Source organism: Mesorhizobium sp. M1A.F.Ca.ET.072.01.1.1, from assembly GCF_004023325.1.
Lineage (GTDB): Bacteria > Pseudomonadota > Alphaproteobacteria > Rhizobiales > Rhizobiaceae > Mesorhizobium.
This window is the reverse complement of record NZ_RZSF01000002.1, coordinates 49,313-68,765: the sequence shown is the minus strand read 5'-3', so window position 1 is coordinate 68,765 and position 19,453 is coordinate 49,313. Positions and strand designations below refer to the sequence as shown.

17 protein-coding genes and 1 other RNA gene are annotated in these 19,453 nt (G+C 63.5%); 8 read left to right on the top strand and 10 right to left on the bottom strand.

All coding sequences use genetic code 11. The annotated features are described in order from the left end of the window. Positions 1 to 384, bottom strand: a 384-nt coding sequence (gene mraZ, locus EOA32_RS00700; protein ID WP_128370529.1) for a division/cell wall cluster transcriptional repressor MraZ, incomplete at its 3' end; no start/stop codon positions are given. A gap of 397 nt (positions 385 to 781) precedes the next feature. Between mraZ and EOA32_RS00695 the strand changes: the two genes are divergently transcribed. Next, positions 782 to 1,897 (top strand): cystathionine gamma-lyase, encoded by a 1,116-nt coding sequence (locus EOA32_RS00695; protein WP_095783824.1) that lies wholly within the window; start codon positions 782 to 784, stop codon positions 1,895 to 1,897. Between the two features lie 24 nt (positions 1,898 to 1,921). On the opposite strand, the gene rnpB is transcribed toward EOA32_RS00695, so the two are convergent. Together rnpB and EOA32_RS00685 are read right to left on the bottom strand one after the other, a co-directional pair. Further along, positions 1,922 to 2,322: RNase P RNA component class A (gene rnpB, locus EOA32_RS00690), an RNA gene on the bottom strand. 58 nt (positions 2,323 to 2,380) lie between these two features. Then, the gene (locus tag EOA32_RS00685) at positions 2,381 to 3,010 is read right to left on the bottom strand and encodes a transglycosylase SLT domain-containing protein (RefSeq protein WP_245459753.1); all 630 of its coding nucleotides are present in this window, start codon (positions 3,008 to 3,010) and stop codon (positions 2,381 to 2,383) included. Between EOA32_RS00685 and EOA32_RS39545 the strand changes: the two genes are divergently transcribed. Then, positions 2,925 to 3,248, top strand: a complete 324-nt coding sequence (locus EOA32_RS39545; protein WP_245499105.1) for a hypothetical protein — start codon at positions 2,925 to 2,927, stop codon at positions 3,246 to 3,248. The genes EOA32_RS00685 and EOA32_RS39545 overlap by 86 nt on opposite strands. A gap of 28 nt (positions 3,249 to 3,276) precedes the next feature. Here EOA32_RS39545 and EOA32_RS00680 read toward each other — a convergent pair whose 3' ends face one another. From EOA32_RS00680 to EOA32_RS00670, 3 genes are all read right to left on the bottom strand, one after another. Further along, a complete protein-coding gene (locus EOA32_RS00680; protein ID WP_128370528.1) occupies positions 3,277 to 4,044 on the bottom strand; it encodes an N-acetylmuramoyl-L-alanine amidase in 768 nt (255 codons plus the stop codon). Next, complete coding sequence (locus EOA32_RS00675; protein WP_067329023.1) at positions 4,041 to 4,760, bottom strand: DnaJ family molecular chaperone; 720 nt, start codon at positions 4,758 to 4,760, stop codon at positions 4,041 to 4,043. Before EOA32_RS00675 ends, EOA32_RS00680 begins: the two co-directional genes overlap by 4 nt. 132 nt (positions 4,761 to 4,892) lie before the next feature. Next, the gene (locus tag EOA32_RS00670; RefSeq protein WP_082954075.1) at positions 4,893 to 5,093 is read right to left on the bottom strand and encodes a hypothetical protein; all 201 of its coding nucleotides are present in this window, start codon (positions 5,091 to 5,093) and stop codon (positions 4,893 to 4,895) included. 173 nt (positions 5,094 to 5,266) lie between these two features. Between EOA32_RS00670 and EOA32_RS00665 the strand changes: the two genes are divergently transcribed. From EOA32_RS00665 to EOA32_RS00655, 3 genes are all read left to right on the top strand, one after another. Next, entirely contained in the window at positions 5,267 to 8,890 is a 3,624-nt protein-coding gene (locus EOA32_RS00665) for a hydantoinase B/oxoprolinase family protein (RefSeq protein ID WP_128370527.1), read from the top strand. 82 nt (positions 8,891 to 8,972) lie between these two features. Next, a complete protein-coding gene (locus tag EOA32_RS00660) occupies positions 8,973 to 10,220 on the top strand; it encodes a DUF3419 family protein (RefSeq protein WP_128370526.1) in 1,248 nt (415 codons plus the stop codon). Then, the gene (locus EOA32_RS00655) at positions 10,217 to 10,882 is read left to right on the top strand and encodes a class I SAM-dependent methyltransferase (RefSeq protein WP_095828951.1); all 666 of its coding nucleotides are present in this window, start codon (positions 10,217 to 10,219) and stop codon (positions 10,880 to 10,882) included. Before EOA32_RS00660 ends, EOA32_RS00655 begins: the two co-directional genes overlap by 4 nt. A gap of 6 nt (positions 10,883 to 10,888) precedes the next feature. Here EOA32_RS00655 and EOA32_RS00650 read toward each other — a convergent pair whose 3' ends face one another. Beyond that, positions 10,889 to 12,274 (bottom strand): serine hydrolase, encoded by a 1,386-nt coding sequence (locus EOA32_RS00650; RefSeq protein ID WP_128370525.1) that lies wholly within the window; start codon positions 12,272 to 12,274, stop codon positions 10,889 to 10,891. A 229-nt stretch (positions 12,275 to 12,503) separates the two neighbouring features. Between EOA32_RS00650 and EOA32_RS00645 the strand changes: the two genes are divergently transcribed. Both EOA32_RS00645 and EOA32_RS00640 read left to right on the top strand, forming a co-directional pair. After that, on the top strand, positions 12,504 to 13,295 hold the full coding sequence (locus EOA32_RS00645; protein ID WP_095832068.1) for a GH25 family lysozyme: 792 nt from the start codon (positions 12,504 to 12,506) through the stop codon (positions 13,293 to 13,295). Positions 13,296 to 13,466: 171 nt separating this feature from the next. Then, positions 13,467 to 14,645: a lytic murein transglycosylase gene (locus EOA32_RS00640; protein ID WP_128370524.1), complete on the top strand. Its 1,179-nt coding sequence runs from the start codon at positions 13,467 to 13,469 to the stop codon at positions 14,643 to 14,645. A gap of 37 nt (positions 14,646 to 14,682) precedes the next feature. Here EOA32_RS00640 and EOA32_RS00635 read toward each other — a convergent pair whose 3' ends face one another. Continuing rightward, positions 14,683 to 15,903, bottom strand: a complete 1,221-nt coding sequence (locus EOA32_RS00635) for an alanine racemase (protein ID WP_128370523.1) — start codon at positions 15,901 to 15,903, stop codon at positions 14,683 to 14,685. Between the two features lie 207 nt (positions 15,904 to 16,110). Here EOA32_RS00635 and EOA32_RS00630 point away from each other — a divergent pair, with 207 nt between their 5' ends. Further along, positions 16,111 to 17,031, top strand: coding sequence for a DMT family transporter (locus EOA32_RS00630; protein WP_095783831.1), 921 nt, complete (start codon positions 16,111 to 16,113; stop codon positions 17,029 to 17,031). A 413-nt stretch (positions 17,032 to 17,444) separates the two neighbouring features. On the opposite strand, the gene metF is transcribed toward EOA32_RS00630, so the two are convergent. Together metF and EOA32_RS00620 are read right to left on the bottom strand one after the other, a co-directional pair. After that, positions 17,445 to 18,362, bottom strand: a complete 918-nt coding sequence (metF, locus tag EOA32_RS00625) for a methylenetetrahydrofolate reductase [NAD(P)H] (RefSeq protein WP_128370522.1) — start codon at positions 18,360 to 18,362, stop codon at positions 17,445 to 17,447. Further along, positions 18,362 to 19,369 (bottom strand): metalloregulator ArsR/SmtB family transcription factor, encoded by a 1,008-nt coding sequence (locus EOA32_RS00620; RefSeq protein ID WP_067328997.1) that lies wholly within the window; start codon positions 19,367 to 19,369, stop codon positions 18,362 to 18,364. The genes metF and EOA32_RS00620 overlap by 1 nt, the downstream gene beginning before the upstream one ends. Between the last annotated feature and the right edge of the window lie 84 nt (positions 19,370 to 19,453).

The following is a 19,453-nucleotide window of genomic DNA, read 5'->3' as shown; positions in this document are numbered from 1 at the left end:
GGCAAGTCGGCCCGGCTCCCAGATCTGGAAGAAATTGCCGCGGCCGACAAAGGCCACCTCGTTCGAGATGCCCGTGTGCTCGCGGATGAAATCGGTCATCGTGATGCGGCCGTCCTGGTCGAGTTTCAGGAACGTCCCGTCGCCATGGCAGAAGAAGGACATATCGTCCGCCGTCCGCAGGAAGGGATCTTCCAGCGCGATCCGCTGCTCGTACCGGTCGAGCAGATCGAGCCCGCCGACGTCCATCGCCGGAAGGTCGAGGCAGCGTAGCGCATAGAGTTCCGCATAGCCACGTTTCTGCACGACCGAACGGAAATGCGCCGGAACGGATACCCGCCCCTTCGCATCGATCCTGTTCACTGCGTTTGACAGAAATCGGTCCACTACGCCTTACAGCCGCTGTCGCCGCCGCACCCCTGCCCATGTTTTTCTCCGCGCCGCCGCCGCGCATCGCCTCGCGACAAATCGCTTCATTCACCAAGGCGAAAACCGGCAAACGCGCAGCCGCCGCGACTGCCCGATTGGCGTACGCTTCACCCTGACGCGGAACGAAAGCTTGATGAGAATGGGATATCATGGGGTAATATGGGCGTCAACGGGAAGAGGCATCACAAACACGCATGCCACAACCTGAAAGCGCAGGCTCGCGGCACGTCTCGTCTTTATCGACCATTAAGCCTAACGAAGCGTTTAGAAGGCTCTGGCCCAAAAGGACGCGGCTTGCCGCGAAGGGCCGGCACGCCTAGCGTTCGGACGTCAGTTCAGTGAAGGAATGCGCCCAATGTCCGAAACCGCGAAGTCACGCGCCGCGACACTTGCCCATCTGCGCAGCGGCGATTTCGCCAAGGGCGATCCCATCCCTTTGCCACTGACCATGGCCTCGATCTTTCATTCGCCGGGGGACGCGACGGGCTTCGATCAATACGGCCGCTTCAGCAATCCGACATGGCACGCGGTCGAGCATGCGCTTGGTCATCTCGAAGATGCGCAGTGCATCGCCTTTCCGTCGGGCATGGCGGCGATTTCGGCAACGTTCTTTGCGCTGGTCAAATCTGGCGACCGCATCCTCTTGCCCTCGGACGGCTACCACACGACGCGAGCCCTGGCGGAGCGTTTCCTGAAACCGCTCGGCATCGCCTATGACGTGAGGCCGACATCGAGCATGCTCGACGGCGGCTTCGCCGGCTACCGGCTGGTCTTCGTCGAAACCCCCTCGAACCCAAGGCTGGATATCTGCGACATCGCCGCCGTCGCCAAGACCGCCCACGAACAAGGTGCGCTCCTCATCGTCGACAACACGACGATGACGCCCTTCGGCCAGCGCCCGCTCGACCTTGGCGCCGACATCGTGGTCTCGGCCGACACCAAGGCGATCAACGGTCACTCGGATGTGCTGTTCGGCCATGTCGCCAGCCGCGATCCGGATATTATCGCCAAGGTCAGGGACTGGCGAGAAACCGCCGGCGGCATTCCCGGGCCGTTCGAGGCCTGGCTCGTGCATCGCGGCCTTGAAACACTTGAGGTGCGGTACGATCGCATGTGCTCCTCGGCGGAAACGATCGCCCGCCGGCTCAAGGGGCATCGCGCCGTGAGCGGCTTGCGCTTTCCAGGCCTTGAGGGCGACCCCTCGCACAATCTGGCGCGTGCCCAGATGGAGCGCTTCGGCTTTCTCATCTCGTTCGAACTGGCTTCGGAAGAGAAGGCCGAGGATTTCATCAACAACTGCGCGCTGATTGAATCGGCGACCTCGTTTGGTGGCGTCCATACATCGGCCGAGCGGCGATCGAAGCGCGGCGATGCCGTGCCGCCCGGCTTCGTGCGGCTGGCCGTCGGCTGCGAGCCGGTGGAAGAGCTCTGGCAGGCGATCGAGGCGTCTTTGGACCGGCTTGGCGGCTGAGCGGCTCGGAGCGCTGTGGAGGAAAATGCCAGCTGGCCTGTAAGCCGGGTTCTGTATGGCCCCCACGCCTTGCGGCGCGGGAACGTGGCGGCCATTCATCTTGGGCGCATGTCGCCATGCGCCTCACGCAACCTACCCGGGCGGTGGGCCGGAAACAGCCCTCGAAGGTTTCCCTTCGCACCGCCCCTATTCGGTCTTGCTCCCGGTGGGGTTTGCCGTGCCGCTTCTGTTGCCAGTCGCGCGGTGGGCTCTTACCCCACCCTTTCACCCTTGCCGCGGCAAATGCCGCGGCGGTTTGCTTTCTGTGGCACTTTCCCTGGGGTCTCCCCCGCCGGCCGTTAGCCGGCACCGTGTCTCCATGGAGCCCGGACTTTCCTCACCCGCAGCCTTTCGGCTCTTGCGGGCGCGGCCGCCCGGCCAGCTGGCAAGGGCGTATAAAGGGATTCGCGCCTGAAAACGCAACAAAAAAGGCAACTGTCCCGCTTAGACAGGCGAACCGAGCGCTGCCATCTGCACCTTCACCTTGCTGCAATAGGCGGCCGAAATCGGATTCATCCGCGTCGCCCCATGTCCGGCATTGTATTTGAGGATGGTACCGCAGGTGGTGCCGCCACCTAGCCCCTGCGCCATGGCGAGGTACTTCATGCCGTATTTGATGTTGGTGTCGGGATCGAACAGTCCCTTGACCGAACCGGTATAGCCCATCATCCGGGCCGTCGCCGGCTTGATCTGCATCAGGCCGATCTCGCCGGCGCCGCCGACCATGTTGGGCCGGAAGTTGCTCTCGATCGTGATGACGGCCTTGGCCAGCGACACCGGCACGCCGTAGCTTGCCGCATAGCGGGCGATGATCGCCGAATATTGGCCGTCGCCAGTTGCCGAAGAAGACAAGGCGGGCTTTTCAGGACGGATGGAAGCTGTCGCGGTCAGGTCGATGGTTTGCCTGCTGCGCTTTGCGTAGCGTTTGACTCTTGATTTCGCGGACCGCGCTGCGGCGGCTTTCTGCACCTTCGCCGGGGTAGCTCTCTTGGCCGTCGAAGTCTTGGCGCTTGGCGCAGCCTTGGGCTTTGAAGGGGTCGCAGCAAACCCGTTGTCCGCCGCCCGGAGGCTCAGGGGGGCGCTGTTCGCTGGGCTGAAGGCAAAAGTCATCACTCCGGCAGCAACGGCTGCCGCTACAACGGTCAATCTTTGCATGTATTCCTGTTCTGTTAGAACCGCGCGAAGAATTTCACGCGGCGAGGCCAATCCAACACCGGAGCATCTTGGAGGGATAGATGCCCGACAACTTGCGGGAGATGCGTTTGGAGACCGAATTGGCGCCAATAAAGGCGAGGCAATTCACTTTGTATGACAAATTGTAATTTAGACAGCTTGGCCGGCTATTTGGAAGAGGCTGCCTTTACCGCAGCCAGCAGCCTTTGGAGCGTGCTGATCGTCGAACCGTCCGCCACGCCGTCGACGAGCCGCCGTCGAAAATGCCGCTGAAACGCCGCCACCACGATTTCCGTCTGGCGGTCGAAGACACCCGATATCTCGGCGCTGTAGCCGTAAAGCGCCAGCATCGATTGCAGGGCTTCCACGTCAGCACCTGCGTCGCCCGCCTTCAGCGCCGCGCCCGTCCTGATCGGCGTCGCGGGAACCAGATGACCGACGCCGGCGGCAAAGAGCGCCTTCCAGGGAAACTTCTCGCCCGGGTCGACCTTGCGTCCCGGCGCCACATCGGAATGCGCAAGCACCCTTTGCGGTGGAATGGAATGCCGGCCCGCGATCCCCGCGCATAAATCGATCACGGCCTTGACCTGCCGCTTCGGGAAGGTTTTGTAGCCCAGCGAATGCCCGGGGTTGACGATCTCGATGCCGACAGAGCAGGAGTTGATGTCGGTGCACCCGAACCATGAACTCTTGCCGGCATGCCAGGCGCGGTCGCTTTCGCGCACCATTTGCACGATGCGGCCGTCCTCATGCACAAGATAGTGCGAGGATACCTCGCTTGCCGGATCGCACAGCCAGGCCTCGGCCCCAGGCCCCGTCGGCATGCCGGTATAGTGCAGCACGATCATGTCGGGCCTGAGCGTCTCGCGTCGCGGACCGAAATTCGGCGATAGCCTGACCTCGGCACCCGGCTGGTCGGGCAAGAAACCGCTCATACGTGCCTGAGGCCCCGTTCGATCATCTCATAGGCAGCATTGATCGCGGCGACCCTTGTCGTGGCGATCTTGATGAATTCCTGCGGCAGGCCGCGCGCGATCAGCCGGTCGGGATGGTTGTCGGAGATCAGCTTGCGATAACGCTTCCTGACCTCCTCGAATGGCTTCCCGCGTTCGACGCCGAGAACCACATAGGGATCGGCGGCGCCGAGATTGACGTGGCGCGCCAGGATCGCCTGGTAATGCGCCTCATCGATCTGAAAAATCTCGGCGATGCGATGCAGGAATTGCCCTTCCCTCTCGTGAACCAGGCCATCCGCCTTGGCGATGTGGAACAGCCCGTCGAGTATGTCTTCCAGCATCTTGCAATTCGCATGACCGGAACCGCAAAGCTGCGACATGCGCTGGGCGTAAATTTCAAATCCGGCAACATCGCGCTTGGCGAGGTCATAGAGGCGCGCCACATTGCGCGTTTCGCTCGGCGGCACCTCAAAGATTTCCTGGAAGGCGCGCACCTCGTCCTGGGTGACGATGCCGTCGGCCTTCGCCATCTTGGCCGAAAGCGCGATCATCGCCACCGAGAAGGCCACGCGCCGGCGTAGATCCGGGTCGCCCGAGTACATGGTCCGCACGGCCTCGACGACATCGCCGACGCCCGAGGACGCCGACGACGAAACACGAGCGATGAAGTCGCCGAGGCGGTCCCAAATCGACATGCGGCTTCTTAGTGCGAACCGGGCACCGCTATCAAGCCGGGACGATGCCGCAGGTCGAACGACTTTGAGGACAGTCCCGCCAAAAGGAAGGCCGGCACAGGGCCGGCCTTCCTGATTTCAGTGGATGAACTTCTACTGCGCGGGCGCAGCAGGAGGTGTTGCCGGAGCCGGTTCAGCAGGCTTCGAAGGGTCAGGGGTGGCCGGCTTCATTGGCTGTTCGTTGGCCGGCGGGTTGGTGCTCTGCGTGGTGGTGTTGTCGGTGCTGCTGTCGCTGCAAGCCGCGACCCCCAGCAGGGCGAGCGCCGAAACAGACGCCAGAATAAGCTTCTTCATGGTATCTCTCCTTCAGAAAACGCTCACGTTTCGGTGAACGTCGCAGAGGAAATGCAGAAATCGGACCCGGGTTTCGTAACGTTGCGTTTCCATGTGTAACACCAAGCGCATGGTTGCCGGGGCCAAAACGGCGAACTAACAGAACGGGTTGTCGCAGATAACGGATAAGCAGCATGCAGGACGCCGCAGCCAACAAATGGGATTTCTGGATCGACCGGGGCGGGACCTTCACCGATATCATCGGCCGCGATCCGCAAGGCCGACTGCATCCCCGGAAGCTTTTGTCGGAGAACCCTGAGGCCTATGCCGATGCCGCCATCCAGGGCATCCGCGAACTGCTTGGACTGAAAACCGGCGCCGCCATTCCCGCGGAGCGGATCGGCGACATAAAAATGGGCACCACTGTCGCTACCAACGCGCTGCTGGAGCGCAAGGGCGACCGCGTGCTGCTGCTCATCACCAGGGGTTTTCGCGACGCGCTGCGCATCGCCTATCAGGCGCGGCCGGATATTTTCGCCAAGGAGATCATCCTGCCCGAACAGCTCTATGAGCGGGTGGTAGAGGTCGACGAGCGCGTGCGCGCGGACGGGTCCGTCGAGCGCCTGCTCGACATCGCCGCCTGCCGCCCGGCGATCGAGCAGGCCAAGGCCGACGGCATCGACGCGGTAGCCATTGTCTTCATGCACGCCTGGAAATATCCAGACCATGAAAAGGCAGTCGCGAAAGTCTGCCGCAAGATCGGCTTCAGCCAGATATCGGTCAGCCACGAGGTCTCGCCGCTCATCAAGCTGGTCGGTCGTGGCGACACCACGGTGGTCGACGCCTATCTGTCGCCGATCCTGTCACGCTACGTGCAAAGGGTAGCGGGAGAATTGGGCGCCGGCCCGCGGCTGATGTTCATGATGTCATCGGGCGGGTTGACCGCCGCCGACATGTTCCAGGGCAAGGATGCGCTGCTTTCCGGCCCGGCCGGCGGCGTCGTCGGCATGGTCGAGACGGCGAAGCTCGCCGGCTTCGACAAGGTCGTCGGCTTTGACATGGGCGGCACCTCGACCGACGTCGCCCATTATGACGGCGAATACGAGCGCGCCTTCGACACTGAAGTTGCCGGCGTGCGCATCCGCGCGCCGATGATGCGTATTCATACCGTCGCGGCCGGCGGTGGCTCGATCCTGCATTACGAGGCCGGTCGCTTCCGCGTCGGCCCGGACTCCGCCGGAGCCAATCCCGGCCCGGCCGCTTACCGACGCGGCGGCCCGCTCGCCGTCACCGACGCCAATGTCATGCTCGGCAAGCTGCAGCCCGATGTCTTCCCGGCGATCTTCGGCCCCGGTCAAGACCAGCCGCTCGACGTCGCCACCGTGCGCGAAAAATTCGCCGCTTTAGCCGCCGAGATCGGCGATGGACGCTCGCCCGAAGCGGTGGCCGAGGGTTTCGTCACCATCGCCGTCGAGAACATGGCCAACGCCATCAAGAAGATTTCGGTGCAGCGCGGTTACGATGTCACCGAATATCTCCTGAACTGTTTCGGTGGCGCCGGCGGCCAGCATGCCTGCCTTGTCGCCGATGCGCTCGGCATGGAAGCGGTGCTCATCCACCCCTTCTCCGGCTTGCTTTCGGCTTACGGCATCGGGCTGTCGACGGTCTTCGCCTCGCGCCAGCAGGCGTTACTGAAGCCGCTCGCCGAAGAATCCCGCTCCTCGATCGAGGACCTGATTGCGACCTTGCACCAGGGCGTCATCGCCGAGCTTGCAGTGCAAGGCATTGCGCAAGACGCCATCGCCTCAAAGCCGGTCCTGCAGATCCGTTATGACGGCACCGACACAACTTTGCCGGTCAACTTCGAGCACGGCTCGATTTTTCGCGCCAGGAGCGATTTCGAGGCCGCGCACAAGGCGCAATTCGGCTTCGTCTACGAAGACAAGCCGATGATCGTCGAGGCAGTCGGCGTCGAAGGCAGCGATGTCGGGACCGCCGGCCGCGACGAAAGTGAATCAGGGCTCGAAGACCAGGTGGCAAGCCCCTGGCAGTCCCGGCAATTCTTCGCCGACGGAGCCTGGCGCGATGCCGGCATCTTCCGGCGCGAGGATTTGAAGCCCGGTCACAAGGTGGCAGGCCCCGCGCTCGTCATCGAGCCGAACCAGACCATCGTCGTCGAGCCGGGCTGGCAGGCCGAGATCACGGCCAGGAACCACGTGCTGCTGCGGCGTATAGAGAAAAAGGCGCGGCAGGCGGCGCTCGGCACCGAAGCCGATCCGGTGATGCTCGAGATCTTCAACAACCTTTTCATGTCGATCGCCGAGCAGATGGGCGTCACGCTGCAGAACACCGCCTATTCCGTCAACATCAAGGAGCGGCTCGATTTTTCCTGCGCCGTGTTCGACCGCCATGGCGCGCTGGTCGCCAACGCGCCGCACATGCCGGTGCATCTGGGGTCCATGGACCGCTCGGTCGAAACCGTCATCCGCCTGAATTCGGGCGATATCCATCCCGGCGACGTTTTTGCTCTCAACGCGCCCTACAATGGCGGCACGCATCTGCCCGACATCACCGTGGTGACGCCGGTGTTCGACGACGCACGCAAGGAAATCCTCTTCTGGGCGGCCTCGCGCGGCCACCATGCCGATGTCGGCGGCACGGCGCCCGGCTCGATGACGCCTTTGGCCACCACCGTCGACGAGGAAGGCGTGCTGTTCGACAATTTCCGCATCGTCGATCGCGGCCGCTTCCGCGAGGAGGAGCTCGAGGCGCTCCTCACCGACCATCCCTATCCTGCCCGCAATCCCGCCCAGAACATCGCCGACCTCAAGGCGCAGATCGCCGCCAACGAAAAGGGCGTGGCGGAGTTGCGCAAGATGGTCGCGCATTTTGGCCTCGCTGTCGTCGAGGCCTATATGGGCCATGTTCAGGACAATGCCGCCGAGAGCGTGCGCCGCGTGCTGGAAAGGCTGCCCGACAGTTCCGACTACGAGTATGCCACCGACACCGGCCAGGTGATCAAAGTGAAGATCACCGTCGATCGGCAAAGGCGCGACGCGACGGTCGATTTCACCGGCACCTCGAAGGTCATGAAGAACAATTTCAATGCGCCGGAGCCGGTGGCGCGAGCCGCTGTGCTCTATGTCTTCCGCGTCATGGTCGAGGACATGATCCCGATGAACGCCGGATGTCTCAGGCCGATCAACATCGTCATCCCCGACGGTTGCATGCTCAAACCCTCCTACCCTGCCGCCGTCGTCGCCGGCAATGTCGAGACCTCGCAGCATGTCACCAACGCGCTGTTCGGCGCCATGGGCGCGATGGCCAACGCGCAAGGCACAATGAACAATCTCACCTTCGGCAACCGGCAATACCAGTATTACGAGACGATCTGCTCCGGCTCGCCGGCCGGCCAAATGAATTCGGGCCGCGGCTTTGCCGGTACCTCCGGCGTCCACACGCATATGACCAATTCGCGGCTTACCGATCCCGAAGTCCTGGAGCTGCGCTTCCCGGTCGTGCTGGAAGACTTCCACATCCGGGATGGTTCCGGCGGCAAAGGCAAATGGAACGCCGGCAGCGGCACCAAACGCACGATCCGCTTCCTCGAAAAAATGGAATGCGCCATCCTCTCCTCGCACCGCAATCGCCCGCCGCAGGGTCTGAACGGCGGCGGCGACGGGGAGGCCGGCTCGACCAAGGTCAGACGCAACGACGGCTCGATCGAGGTGCTGAAGGCCTGCGACCAGACCACGCTCGACGCCGGCGAGGCCGTCATCGTCGTCACGCCGACGCCCGGCGGATTCGGCAAGGCCTAAGCTTAACGTCGGCAGCCTGTCACCCGCCTGTCACAACGCTGCGCTACCCGCTTGCGCCAATGCAAACGGGAATCAGCTTGCCATGTCGGATGTATCGGGAGAACTCGTTTTTCGACGCGGCAAGGAGGTTGGAAAAGCCGTCTACCAGAACCGGGCCCTGTCGAAGGACGGCATTTCCGAGCGGCTTTTCGCCTTCCTGTTTTCCGGCCTCGTCTATCCCCAGATCTGGGAAGACCCGGAGGTCGACATGGACGCCATGCAGCTTGGCGCCGGCCATCGCGTCGTCACAATCGCATCGGGCGGCTGCAACATTCTGGCTTACCTCACCCGTTCGCCGGCCCGGATCGACGCCGTCGACCTCAACGCCGCGCACATCGCGTTGAACCGCATGAAGCTGGAGGCGGTGCGCCATCTGCCCTCGCAGGGCGATCTGTTCCGTTTCTTCGGCGCAGCCGACACCAGCCACAACTCGGAAGCTTACGACCGCTTCATCGCGCCGCATCTCGACCCGGTCAGCCGTCACTACTGGGAGCGCAGGAACTGGCGCGGCCGCCGCCGCATCGCGGTTTTCGACCGCAACTTCTACCAGACCGGCCTGCTTGGCCTCTTCATCGCCATGGGCCATCGTGTGGCAAAACTGTTCGGTGTCGATCCGGCCGGCATCATGAAGGCCGAGAACATCGGCGAGCAGCGCCGTTTCTTTAACCAGGAGCTGGCGCCGGTCTTCGACAAGAAGCTGCTGCGCTGGGCGACATCGCGCAAGGCCTCGCTTTTCGGTCTGGGTATCCCGCCGGCACAGTACGACTCGCTGATCACGTCCGGCGACGGTTCGATGGCGAGCGTCTTGAAGGCGCGGCTGGAGAAGCTCGCCTGCGATTTCCCGCTGAAGAACAACTATTTCGCCTGGCAGGCCTTTGCCCGCCGCTATCCGCAGCCCGGCGAGGCAGCCCTGCCCGCCTATCTGGAACAGCGCAACTACAAGACGATCCGCGCCAACACCGAACGCGTCTCCATCCATCATGCCAACTTGATCAAATTCCTCGCCGGCAAGGATGCGGGCTCGGTCGATCGCTTCGTCCTGCTCGATGCCCAGGACTGGATGACCGACGACCTGCTCAACGATCTGTGGACCGAGATCACCCGCACGGCCTCGGTTGGCGCGCGCGTGATCTTCCGCACCGCGGCCGAGCCCAGCCTGCTGCCGGGCCGCGTCTCGGGTTCCCTGCTCGGCCAGTGGCGCTACGAAGCCGAGGCCTCGCGCGAATTCTCGGCCAGGGACCGCTCGGCGATCTATGGCGGCTTCCATCTCTATGTGAAGCGCGCCGCATGAGCACGACGGAGCTGCCGGTCCGCCATGCCGAACTGATGGATGGCGTCTATCGCTGGCAGCGCCATATCTACGACATCACCCGCAAATACTACCTGCTCGGCCGCGACCGGCTGATAGCGGGGCTCGACGTGCCGCAAGGCGGTACCGTGCTCGAGCTCGGCTGCGGTACCGGCCGCAACATCGTACTTGCCGCCCGGAGCTATCCGGACGCCCGCTTCTTCGGTTTGGATATCTCGGCCGAGATGCTGGACACGGCAAACGCGGCCATCGCTCGCGAAGGTCTCTCCGACAAGGTCAAACTGGCGCGCGGCGACGCCACGGATTTCGATCCCGCGGCGCTCTTCGGCGCACGGCATTTCGACCGTGTCTTCATATCCTATTCGTTGTCAATGATCCCCGGCTGGGAGAAGACCGTGTCGGCCGCGCTTGCCGCGCTCGCGCCCGGCGGCTCGCTGCATGTCGTCGATTTCGGCCAGCAGGAAGATCTGCCAAACTGGTTCCGGGCCTTGCTGCGCGGGTGGCTGCGGAAATTCCATGTCACGCCGCGCGCCTCGCTGCGCGACGTCCTTGACTCGGAGTCGGAACGGACCGGCGCAACCTTCCGTTTCAGAACGCTTTATCGCGGCTATGCCTGGCTCGGCGTCATCGGAGTTCGAATGTAGAGAGCCTTACTGGTGTAAAGCTTTCACCAGCGCGGCCACCATCGCCTGCGGCCGATAGCCGAGCTTGGCAGGTGTCAGCCCGAGCCGCACCACCACCAATTGCTCCGACGGAATGATGGCCACCGTCTGGCCGTCATGGCCTTCCATCCAGTAGGTGTCCTTGGGCAGGCCGGCGGCAGCGCCCGCGCCCGGATTCTCCTCATCGCCCGGACCCTCGATCCACACCTGGCCGTTGCCGTAGACCTTCGAGGCCGGCGCCGGCTGCCGCATCCAATCGACGAATCCGGCGGGCAGGATCTGCGCGCCGTTCCAGACACCGCCCTGCAGCAAAAACTGGCCGAAGCGGGCCCAGTCGTGCGCCGTGGCGTAGAGATACGACGAGCCGACGAAAGTGCCTCGCTCGTCGGTTTCGAGCACCGCGCTGCGCATACCGAGCGGCTCAAACAGCGCCGTGCGCGGCCAGCTCAGCGCCTTCGCCTTGTCGCCGATTGCCTCCTGCCACAGCCGCGACAGCATGACGGCCGTGCCGCTCGAATAGGAAAATGCCTTGCCCACCTCGCCGCCGAGCGGCTTGGCCTCGGCAAAGCCCGCCATGTCCGGCTCGAGATAGAGCATGCGCGTCACGTCGGCGACGTCGCCATAGTCCTCGTTGAACTCCAGCCCGCTCGACATCGCCATCATGTCGGCAAGGCTGATCGCCGCCCGACCGTCGGCCTTCCACGGCGAGAACAGGCCCTTCTTGTCGAGAGCCATCTTGCCGTCCTTGACCAGCGTGCCGACGATCGCGGCATTCACGGTCTTGGTCATCGACCAGCCGAGCAGCGGCGTCTTGGCCGAAAAACCCTCGCCATAGCGCTCCGCGACGATGCGGCCGTTCTTCACCACCGCGACCGCGCGCATGCCAGTCCCGACCATCGCGGCATCGTCGACGATCTTCGTGACGGCGGGGTTTTGCAGGGCGTCCACCCTTTCGCCCTCCGGCCAGAGCGCATCCTGCAAGGCCACCGCCAAAGGCTCGATATGGACGGAGGTCTGCCGCGCCCTGCCGGTGTCGCCATCCGGAACCGACGCGCAGCCGACCCCGTCGCGCTCTACGGCGACGCTCTTGCCAAGCATCCAAAGCAGGCCCGCCGAAACGAGGCCCCTTTCCTTGTCGACGGATACCTTCATCAGCTTGAGCAGCGGATGGCCCGGCGCCTGCACGTCGACGGCCAGCACTTCATTCGGGTCGCGGCCGGCGATGAACACGTTGGAGCAGACGATCTTGGCCGCATAGCCCGAGCCGACACGGATCAGTTCGGGCGGCGCAAGATAGAGCCAGGCGAAGAGCGCGACCACCGCCAGCACAATGAGGCCGAGCAGCCATTTGATGAACTTCACAACAGCCCGCATCTTTCCGCCCTTGGATTTTCCGGTTCGCTTTATGTCATCGATTTGCCGCCATTGCTTCTCCAAAATCATGGTCGATGTCGAGCGCCGTCAATGGATTATCAACCATGTTCGGCGATGAACGGAGAGACTGGGCGGTCCTGTGGGGCGATCGTCCGGAGGGGCGCGCGGAAGCGACCACCATCAGTGAAGAACCCATCAGCGGCCGGCTGATCCCGGCTCGGGGGATACTATGCGCCGTCTTGCGGCCATCCTGATGCTTACGCTGTTGAGCGCCTGCTCGACCGTGGACGATCTATCGCCGCTGGCGCCGTCATCGCAGACGATCGCCCTGCGCGCGCCCCGTTTCGAAGATTCCAAGCCGCATGAATGGGACAGCGGCGCGCCGTGGAATTATGCGGTCCACGGCACCGACGTCTCAAAATACCAGACCTCTGTCGACTGGCCGACGGCCAAGGCCAGCGGCATCTCCTTCGCCTTCATCAAGGCGACCGAGGGCGGCGATCGCTTCGACGATTATTTCAACGAGCACTGGGCACGCACCAAGGCCGTCGGGATCCCGCGCGCGGCCTATCATTTCTTCTATTTCTGCACCCCGGCCGCCACCCAGGCGCGCTGGTTCATCGCCAATGTTCCGAAAGATCCGTCGGCGATGCCGCCGGTGCTCGACATGGAATGGAACCCGAAGTCCCCGACCTGCCGACTGCGCCCTGATCCCGCGACGGTGCGCAGCGAGATGACCACCTTTCTCGAGATCGTCGAGCGCCATTATGGCAAGAAGCCGATCATCTATACGTCGCTCGACTTCTTCGATGACAATAACCTGGCGACGTTCCGCGGCTATCCTTACTGGCTGCGCTCGGTCGCCGGCCATCCGCGCCAGAAGTATGGCAGCCATCCTTTCACCTTTTGGCAGTACACCGGAACCGGCATCGTGCCCGGCATGACCGGCAAGTCCGACATCAATGTTTTCAACGGCTCGGAAGCCGCCTGGAACAAGTGGCTGCGGCAGAACACCCGTTGACATCGGCCCCCTTGCCTGCTTTCGACATGGCGGGCGGTGATAGTTGCAACCGATGGCGATGCGGAGCGGCGCACCCCACCGGGGTGCCGCACGGCGCTCCTGAATTTTGAAATCTACGCATGATGCGTCCGGACCCGGCCGTGATCATGCCCCGGTCTCGTAAGGGAAGCGATGCGATTGCGCGTTGAAATCCTGGCGGCGCTGCTGGTCGGCGCTTTCGCTTGGCCTGCGGCGGCGCAGGAATGCGGCGGCGATTTCGAAGCGTGGAAACAGGGCGTGGCCGCGGAAGCCAAGGCAGCCGGCGTCGGCGCCGTTGGCCTGGAGGCGCTGGAAAATGCCGCGATCGATGAAAAGGTGCTGGCGCGCGACCGCGCTCAAGGGGTGTTCGCCCAGACCTTCACCCAATTCTCGAACCGCATGATCTCGGCCTATCGCCTGAAGCAGGGCGCGGCCAACCTCAAGAAATATGCCGACGTCTTCGCGCGCGCCGACAAGGAATTCGGCGTGCAGCCGGCCGTCATCACAGCATTCTGGGGACTGGAGACGGATTTCGGCGCCGTGCAGGGCGATTTCCACACGCTGGACGCGCTGGTCACCCTCGCGCATGACTGCCGCCGCCCTCAGTTATTCCGGCCGCAGTTGGTGCCGTTGCTGACCTTGATCGACCGCGGCGTGCTGCCGGCCGATGTCAAGGGCGCCTGGGCCGGCGAGATCGGCCAGACGCAGATTCTACCGACCGACTATCTCGCCCGCGGCGTCGACGGCGACGGCGATGGCAAGGTCGATCTCCGGAACAGCGTGGCGGACGTGATCATGACCACGGCCGACAAAATCCTGTCGCGCGGCTGGAAGCGCGACCAGCCCTGGGTCGAGGAGGTGCGTGTTCCCGACGACATGCCTTGGGACCAGACCGGCCGCACCAACAAGCTGCCGCTGTCGCAATGGGCCCAATGGGGCGTGACCAATCCGGACGGCACGCCGCTCGTCGACAACGGCCTGAAGGCCGGGCTCGCCTTGCCCATGGGTCGCAAGGGTCCAGCCTTCCTGACCTACGATAATTTCGACGTTTATCTGGAATGGAACCAGTCCTTCACTTACGCGCTCACCGCTGCGGTGCTGGCGACCCGTCTGGCCGGGGCGCCGCAATTCGACCCGCGCACGCCCGAGCCCGGCCTCAACGGTGACCAGATGAAGGCCCTGCAGACCAAGCTTGAGGCCAAGGGCTACGATGTCGGCACGGTCGACGGCATTCTTGGCACCAACACCCGCGAAGCGATCCGCAAGGAGCAGATGCGCCTGGGCATGGCCGTGGACGGTTGGCCGACGCCGGAGTTGCTGGCGAAATTGTAGCGCCCTGTCCTTCTCCCACAAGGGGAGAAGGGGGAGCTCAATCCGCCATCGTTTCCAAGCTCGCGAAACCTTGCGGCGCGTCGCCCTCGTCGAACGGCGTCGTCACCTCCACGAACGTGTCGGGATAGAACCCGTTGAATCGCGTCCTCAGCGACAGCGAGTAGGCGCCGATATGGCCGATCTCGATCCAGTCGCCGGTGTCGACCGTTTCCGGCAGCCAGAACGGCCTCGACAATATGTCGACGGAATCGCACGTTGCGCCGCAGACCTTGAACGGCACGACCGTCTTGTCGCTGCCATTGCGCGTGCGGATCGCCGGATCGGGAATGAAGCGCGCCGGCAGCGTGATCTTGCCGGTCCATGAATCCGAGAGCGACGCCCAGATGCCGTCATTGATGTAGAGCCTTTTGCCCTTGCGCAAGAGCACGCGCACGATCAGCGACAGGCAGCGCGCCACGATCACGCGGCCGGGTTCGGCGACCAGCGGCATCTCGTCGAACTGGTATTCCTTGAGGTCGCCGGCCAGCCGCGACATGAGCTGGCCGAGCGACGGCATCTCGATGTGCTTGCGGTTGGGATCGTGGCCGTACTCGGCCGGAAAGCCGCCGCCCACGTCAAGCCCGGCAATGTCGAAGGTCAGCCGGTTGCGCACCCAGTCGGCAGAGGCCAGCGCGCGCTCGTAGGTGTCGGGGTCCTCGATCTGGCCGCCGACATGGAAGCAAAGCCCGACCTTGTAGCCGGTACGGTTGAGCCGCTCGGCAAGCTCCACCGCATTGGCGGGACCGGCGCCGAATTTCTTCGACAGCTCATAGGCTGCGTGGCCCTTGGTCTGGATGCGCACGAAGACGGTGAGAGCGCCGGGATCGATGTCGAGCGCACGCACCACGCGCGTCAGCTTGGTGATCTCGTCCTCATGATCGAGCGAAATCACGCGGATGCCGTATTTCTCCAACGCCAGCTTGATGTCCGACTGCGCCTTGATCGGATGCATGTAGAGCATTTCGGCCTCGGGCGAGACCGCCCGCACAGCGGCGAACTCGCCGGGCGAGGCGACGTCGAAGGCGCTCACGCCGGCCTCGACCAGCGTCTTCAGCACGATCTGTTCGCCATTGGTCTTGACCGCATAGGCGGTCTTGCCCGGGAACATGCCCATGAACTGCAAAGCATCGGCCTTAAGCACCTGCGGGCGGAAGCAATAGACCGGATCGTCCGGACGAAGCGCCAGTGCCGCCTCGCGGGCATTTTCGAATCGCTGCATGGACGAATCCTTGATCTCGGCGCGCACAATTAATCCTAGCTAGCCGCCAAAGAAAACAGTTCTGTGTCTCGCCTTCGCCTGCGAGCGTCCGCACCCTTTTGCGCCACGCTAAACACAGGTTTCGGGTGGCCCTTGCCACCGAACCGTATATCGGTTGGAGGTGGTTCGGCGGATTGAGGGAGCGATCGGCATGGGAGGGGTGACGACATGACGATGGCGGCTGGCGCCGCGCCGACACGCGGACCGATGACGCTCAGGGATTGGGCGCAGCTCCTGCTGCTCGGCGCGATCTGGGGCGGCTCCTTCTTCTTTGCCCGCATTGCCGTGGCGGAGATCCATCCTTTGGCGCTGGTGCTGTTTCGCGTCGCCATCGCGACGGCCGCGCTTCAGCTCTATCTGGCGATCCGCGGCCCGTCCTTCCGTCTCGCCTTTCCCCACGCCGGCCTGTTCTTCCTGCTGGCGTTGGCCAACAATGTCATTCCGTTTTCGCTGATCTTCGCCGGCCAGACCGAGCTCGGCGCCGGTATTGCCTCTGTGCTCAATGCCACGACGCCATTTTGGACGCTGCTCCTCGCCAATGCGCTCACCGCGGACGAAAAACTGTCCTGGAACAAGCTGGCCGGTATCTCGCTCGGCGTTGCAGGAACAGCTGTGATGATCGGTCCTGGTTTGGCTGTCGGTCTCGGCGAGCCGGTCTGGGCCAAGCTCGCGCTGATCGGCGCCTCGGTGTCCTACGCGATTGCCCTGATGATCGCGCGCCGCTTCAAGGGGGTGCCTGCGCCGGTCATCGCCACCGGGCAACTGACCGCATCGACCATCATCATGATCCCCGTCGTGCTGATTGCCTACGGCCCGGCCGGGCTGTTTTCGGTCTCGCCGCCGGTCTGGGCCGCGGTGCTCGGGCTGGCCCTGCTCTCCACAGCCTTTGCCTACATCCTCTATTTCAACCTCGTTGCCTCGGCCGGCGCCACCAACGCCTCGCTGGTCACTTTGATCGTACCGGTGAGTGCCGTGCTGCTCGGATTCCTGTTTCTGGGCGAGCGGCTGCAGCTCTTCGAAATGGGCGGCATGGCGCTGATCGGAGTCGGTCTGATCACCATTGACGGGCGCCTGTTCGGCCGATGGTAGCGGTGCCATGCCACGGCTTCGCCATAATTTATTCACAAACCCTTGGATCGATTTTTGCCGAAGAGTTTCAATGGCTAACGGCAAATTCGAGGTCGCAAATTCCACAATCGCGTCGCAATGCAGCACATTTTCCGCTTGCCTGTGACCCAAATGACTCTAGATTCCGGCCATAGCTCTTAAGAGGAGGCTATGGCATGGGACTGACGAGGCCAATCAACGCATTGATGATTTGTGCTGCGTTTGCATTCATCGGCGCCCTTATCATGGGCGTTCTTCCCTGACCCGCCGAAGCCGGGAAGACCAGCACCGAGGATGAGTCCAACCGATTCGAAAAGGCCGGGTTCCGCCCGGCCTTTTCCGTTTCAATCATTGTTTGGGATGCATGTCGTTTCGCAAAACCGCTGCACACTTCATCAGGCCGCGGCCGAGCCGGCCGCCTCCGCCTCATGCGAGCGGATGCCGATCATGTGGCAGACGGCGAAGACCAGATCGGCACGGTTCATCGTGTAGAAATGGAAATCGCCGACGCCGCGCTCGACCAGATCATGGACCTGCTCTGCCGCGACCGCTGAGGCCACCAGTGCATGCGTTTGCGGATCGTTCTCCAGCCCTTCGAAGCGCTCGGCCAGCCAGGCCGGCACCAGCGCGCCGCAGCGGGAGGAAAAATTGGCGACCTGGGTGAAGTTGTGCACCGGCAGGATGCCCGGCACGATCGGGATGTAGATGCCGGCGCGGCGCGCGCGCTCGACATAGCGCTCGTAGAGGTCGTTGTCGAAGAAGAACTGGGTGATCGCCCGCGTCGCGCCATTGTCGACCTTGCGCTTCAGCATGTCGATGTCGGTGGCGAAGTCCGGGCTTTCCGGATGCTTTTCCGGATAGGCCGAGACCGAGATGTCGAAATCGCCGACGCTCTTCAGCGCCCCGACCAGTTCGGCGCCGTTTGCATAACCATCGGGATGCGGACGATAGGCGGTCCCCACGCCTGCGGCCGGATCGCCGCGCAAGGCGACGAAACGGGTGACGCCAAAGTCGGCGAATTCCCGGATGACGGCGTCGACCTGATGCCGCGCCGCGTCGACGCAGGTCATATGCGCCGCCGGCGTCAGCGTCGTCTCGTTGAGAATGCGCTTCACGGTGCGCGCCGTGCGCTCTCGGGTCGAGCCGCCGGCACCGTAGGTCACCGAGACGAAGCGCGGCTTGAGCGGCTCGAGCCTTGTGACGGTGTCCCAGAGCCTTGCTTCCATCTCATCCGTTTTGGGCGGGAAGAACTCGAACGAAACCCGGACCTTGTCGCCAATATCGGGGCGGCGGGAAAAGCGGAACTGGTTCATCAGGCTGTTTCCCTTGCTGGAAGTGTGTCGTTGGACGGATCGGCGATCAGCAGGCGGCGATCGCGACCCAACCAGAGCTTGACGGTGAGTCTCGCCTCGGCCTGGCCGCGCGGCTCGAACTCCTGGCTCTCTTCGAGGTCAAGTCCTGCCTCCTCGAACCAGTCGGCGATCTGCCGGTCGGAAAAGCCGAGCCGCATATGCGCGTGCTGGTCGCGCAGGAACTCCAGATTGTGAGGCGCGAAATCGACGATCACCAGCCTGCCGGACGGACGCAACAGCCTCGCCGCCTCGCCGATGGCGCGGGCCGGATCGTCGAGATAGTGCAGAACCTGGTGGATGGTGACGAGATCGAAGGCGTTGCGCTCGACGGGCGGCGAAAAGATGTCGCCCTGGCGCACCTGCGCATTGGCGACGCCGGCCTTGTCGAGATTGGCGCGCGCCACGGTCAGCATCTCGCGCGACATGTCGATGCCGACGCCGCGCCGGTAGAGCGGCGCGAAGATCTCCAGCAGCCTGCCCGTTCCGGTTCCGAGGTCGAGCATCGACTGGAACGGCCGTTTGCCGACAAGCTTGAGCAATGCCGCTTCCACCGCGCGATCCGGCACATGCAGCGAGCGGATGCGATCCCAACTGGCGGCGTTCTCCGAAAAATACTCCGCGGCCCGGTCCTGCCGCTTGCGCTTGACAGCGGCCAGCCGCTCCAGGTCGCGCACCACCTGCGGATCGGCCTCGCGCACGCCCGAGACCAGCCGCTGAACGAAATCGCGCGAGCTGTCTGTGTCCGACAGCCTGAAAAAGGCCCAGGACCCTTCCTGGTAGCGGCCGATCAGCCCGGCATCGAGCAGCAACTTCAGATGCCGTGAGACGCGCGGCTGCGACTGGCCAAGGATTTCGGTAAGGTCGGAGACCGTGAGATCCCCGCGCGACAGCAGCACCAGAATGCGCAGGCGGCTGGATTCGGCAGCCGCCTTCAATGTATCTACCATCGTGTCGAGCGTGACATGCATGAAAGGCTCTCGCTGAAAGATATAAAGATATGTTTATGTCGAATTTGAAAGCCTGGCAAGCGCTATGTCGCTCCCGGACAAGAA

What these genes read in the sequence shown, in the direction of transcription:
- EOA32_RS00695 (WP_095783824.1), top strand. Translation starts at nt 782, where the DNA reads ATGTCCGAAACCGCGAAGTCACGCGCCGCGACACTTGCCCATCTGCGC.
- EOA32_RS00680 (WP_128370528.1), bottom strand. Translation starts at nt 4,044, where the DNA reads ATGAGCGGTTTCTTGCCCGACCAGCCGGGTGCCGAGGTCAGGCTATCG.
- EOA32_RS00675 (WP_067329023.1), bottom strand. Translation starts at nt 4,760, where the DNA reads ATGTCGATTTGGGACCGCCTCGGCGACTTCATCGCTCGTGTTTCGTCG.
- EOA32_RS00670 (WP_082954075.1), bottom strand. Translation starts at nt 5,093, where the DNA reads ATGAAGAAGCTTATTCTGGCGTCTGTTTCGGCGCTCGCCCTGCTGGGG.
- EOA32_RS00665 (WP_128370527.1), top strand. Translation starts at nt 5,267, where the DNA reads ATGCAGGACGCCGCAGCCAACAAATGGGATTTCTGGATCGACCGGGGC.
- EOA32_RS00660 (WP_128370526.1), top strand. Translation starts at nt 8,973, where the DNA reads ATGTCGGATGTATCGGGAGAACTCGTTTTTCGACGCGGCAAGGAGGTT.
- EOA32_RS00655 (WP_095828951.1), top strand. Translation starts at nt 10,217, where the DNA reads ATGAGCACGACGGAGCTGCCGGTCCGCCATGCCGAACTGATGGATGGC.
- EOA32_RS00650 (WP_128370525.1), bottom strand. Translation starts at nt 12,274, where the DNA reads ATGCGGGCTGTTGTGAAGTTCATCAAATGGCTGCTCGGCCTCATTGTG.
- EOA32_RS00645 (WP_095832068.1), top strand. Translation starts at nt 12,504, where the DNA reads ATGCGCCGTCTTGCGGCCATCCTGATGCTTACGCTGTTGAGCGCCTGC.
- EOA32_RS00640 (WP_128370524.1), top strand. Translation starts at nt 13,467, where the DNA reads ATGCGATTGCGCGTTGAAATCCTGGCGGCGCTGCTGGTCGGCGCTTTC.
- EOA32_RS00635 (WP_128370523.1), bottom strand. Translation starts at nt 15,903, where the DNA reads ATGCAGCGATTCGAAAATGCCCGCGAGGCGGCACTGGCGCTTCGTCCG.
- EOA32_RS00630 (WP_095783831.1), top strand. Translation starts at nt 16,111, where the DNA reads ATGACGATGGCGGCTGGCGCCGCGCCGACACGCGGACCGATGACGCTC.
- metF (WP_128370522.1), bottom strand. Translation starts at nt 18,362, where the DNA reads ATGAACCAGTTCCGCTTTTCCCGCCGCCCCGATATTGGCGACAAGGTC.
- EOA32_RS00620 (WP_067328997.1), bottom strand. Translation starts at nt 19,369, where the DNA reads ATGCATGTCACGCTCGACACGATGGTAGATACATTGAAGGCGGCTGCC.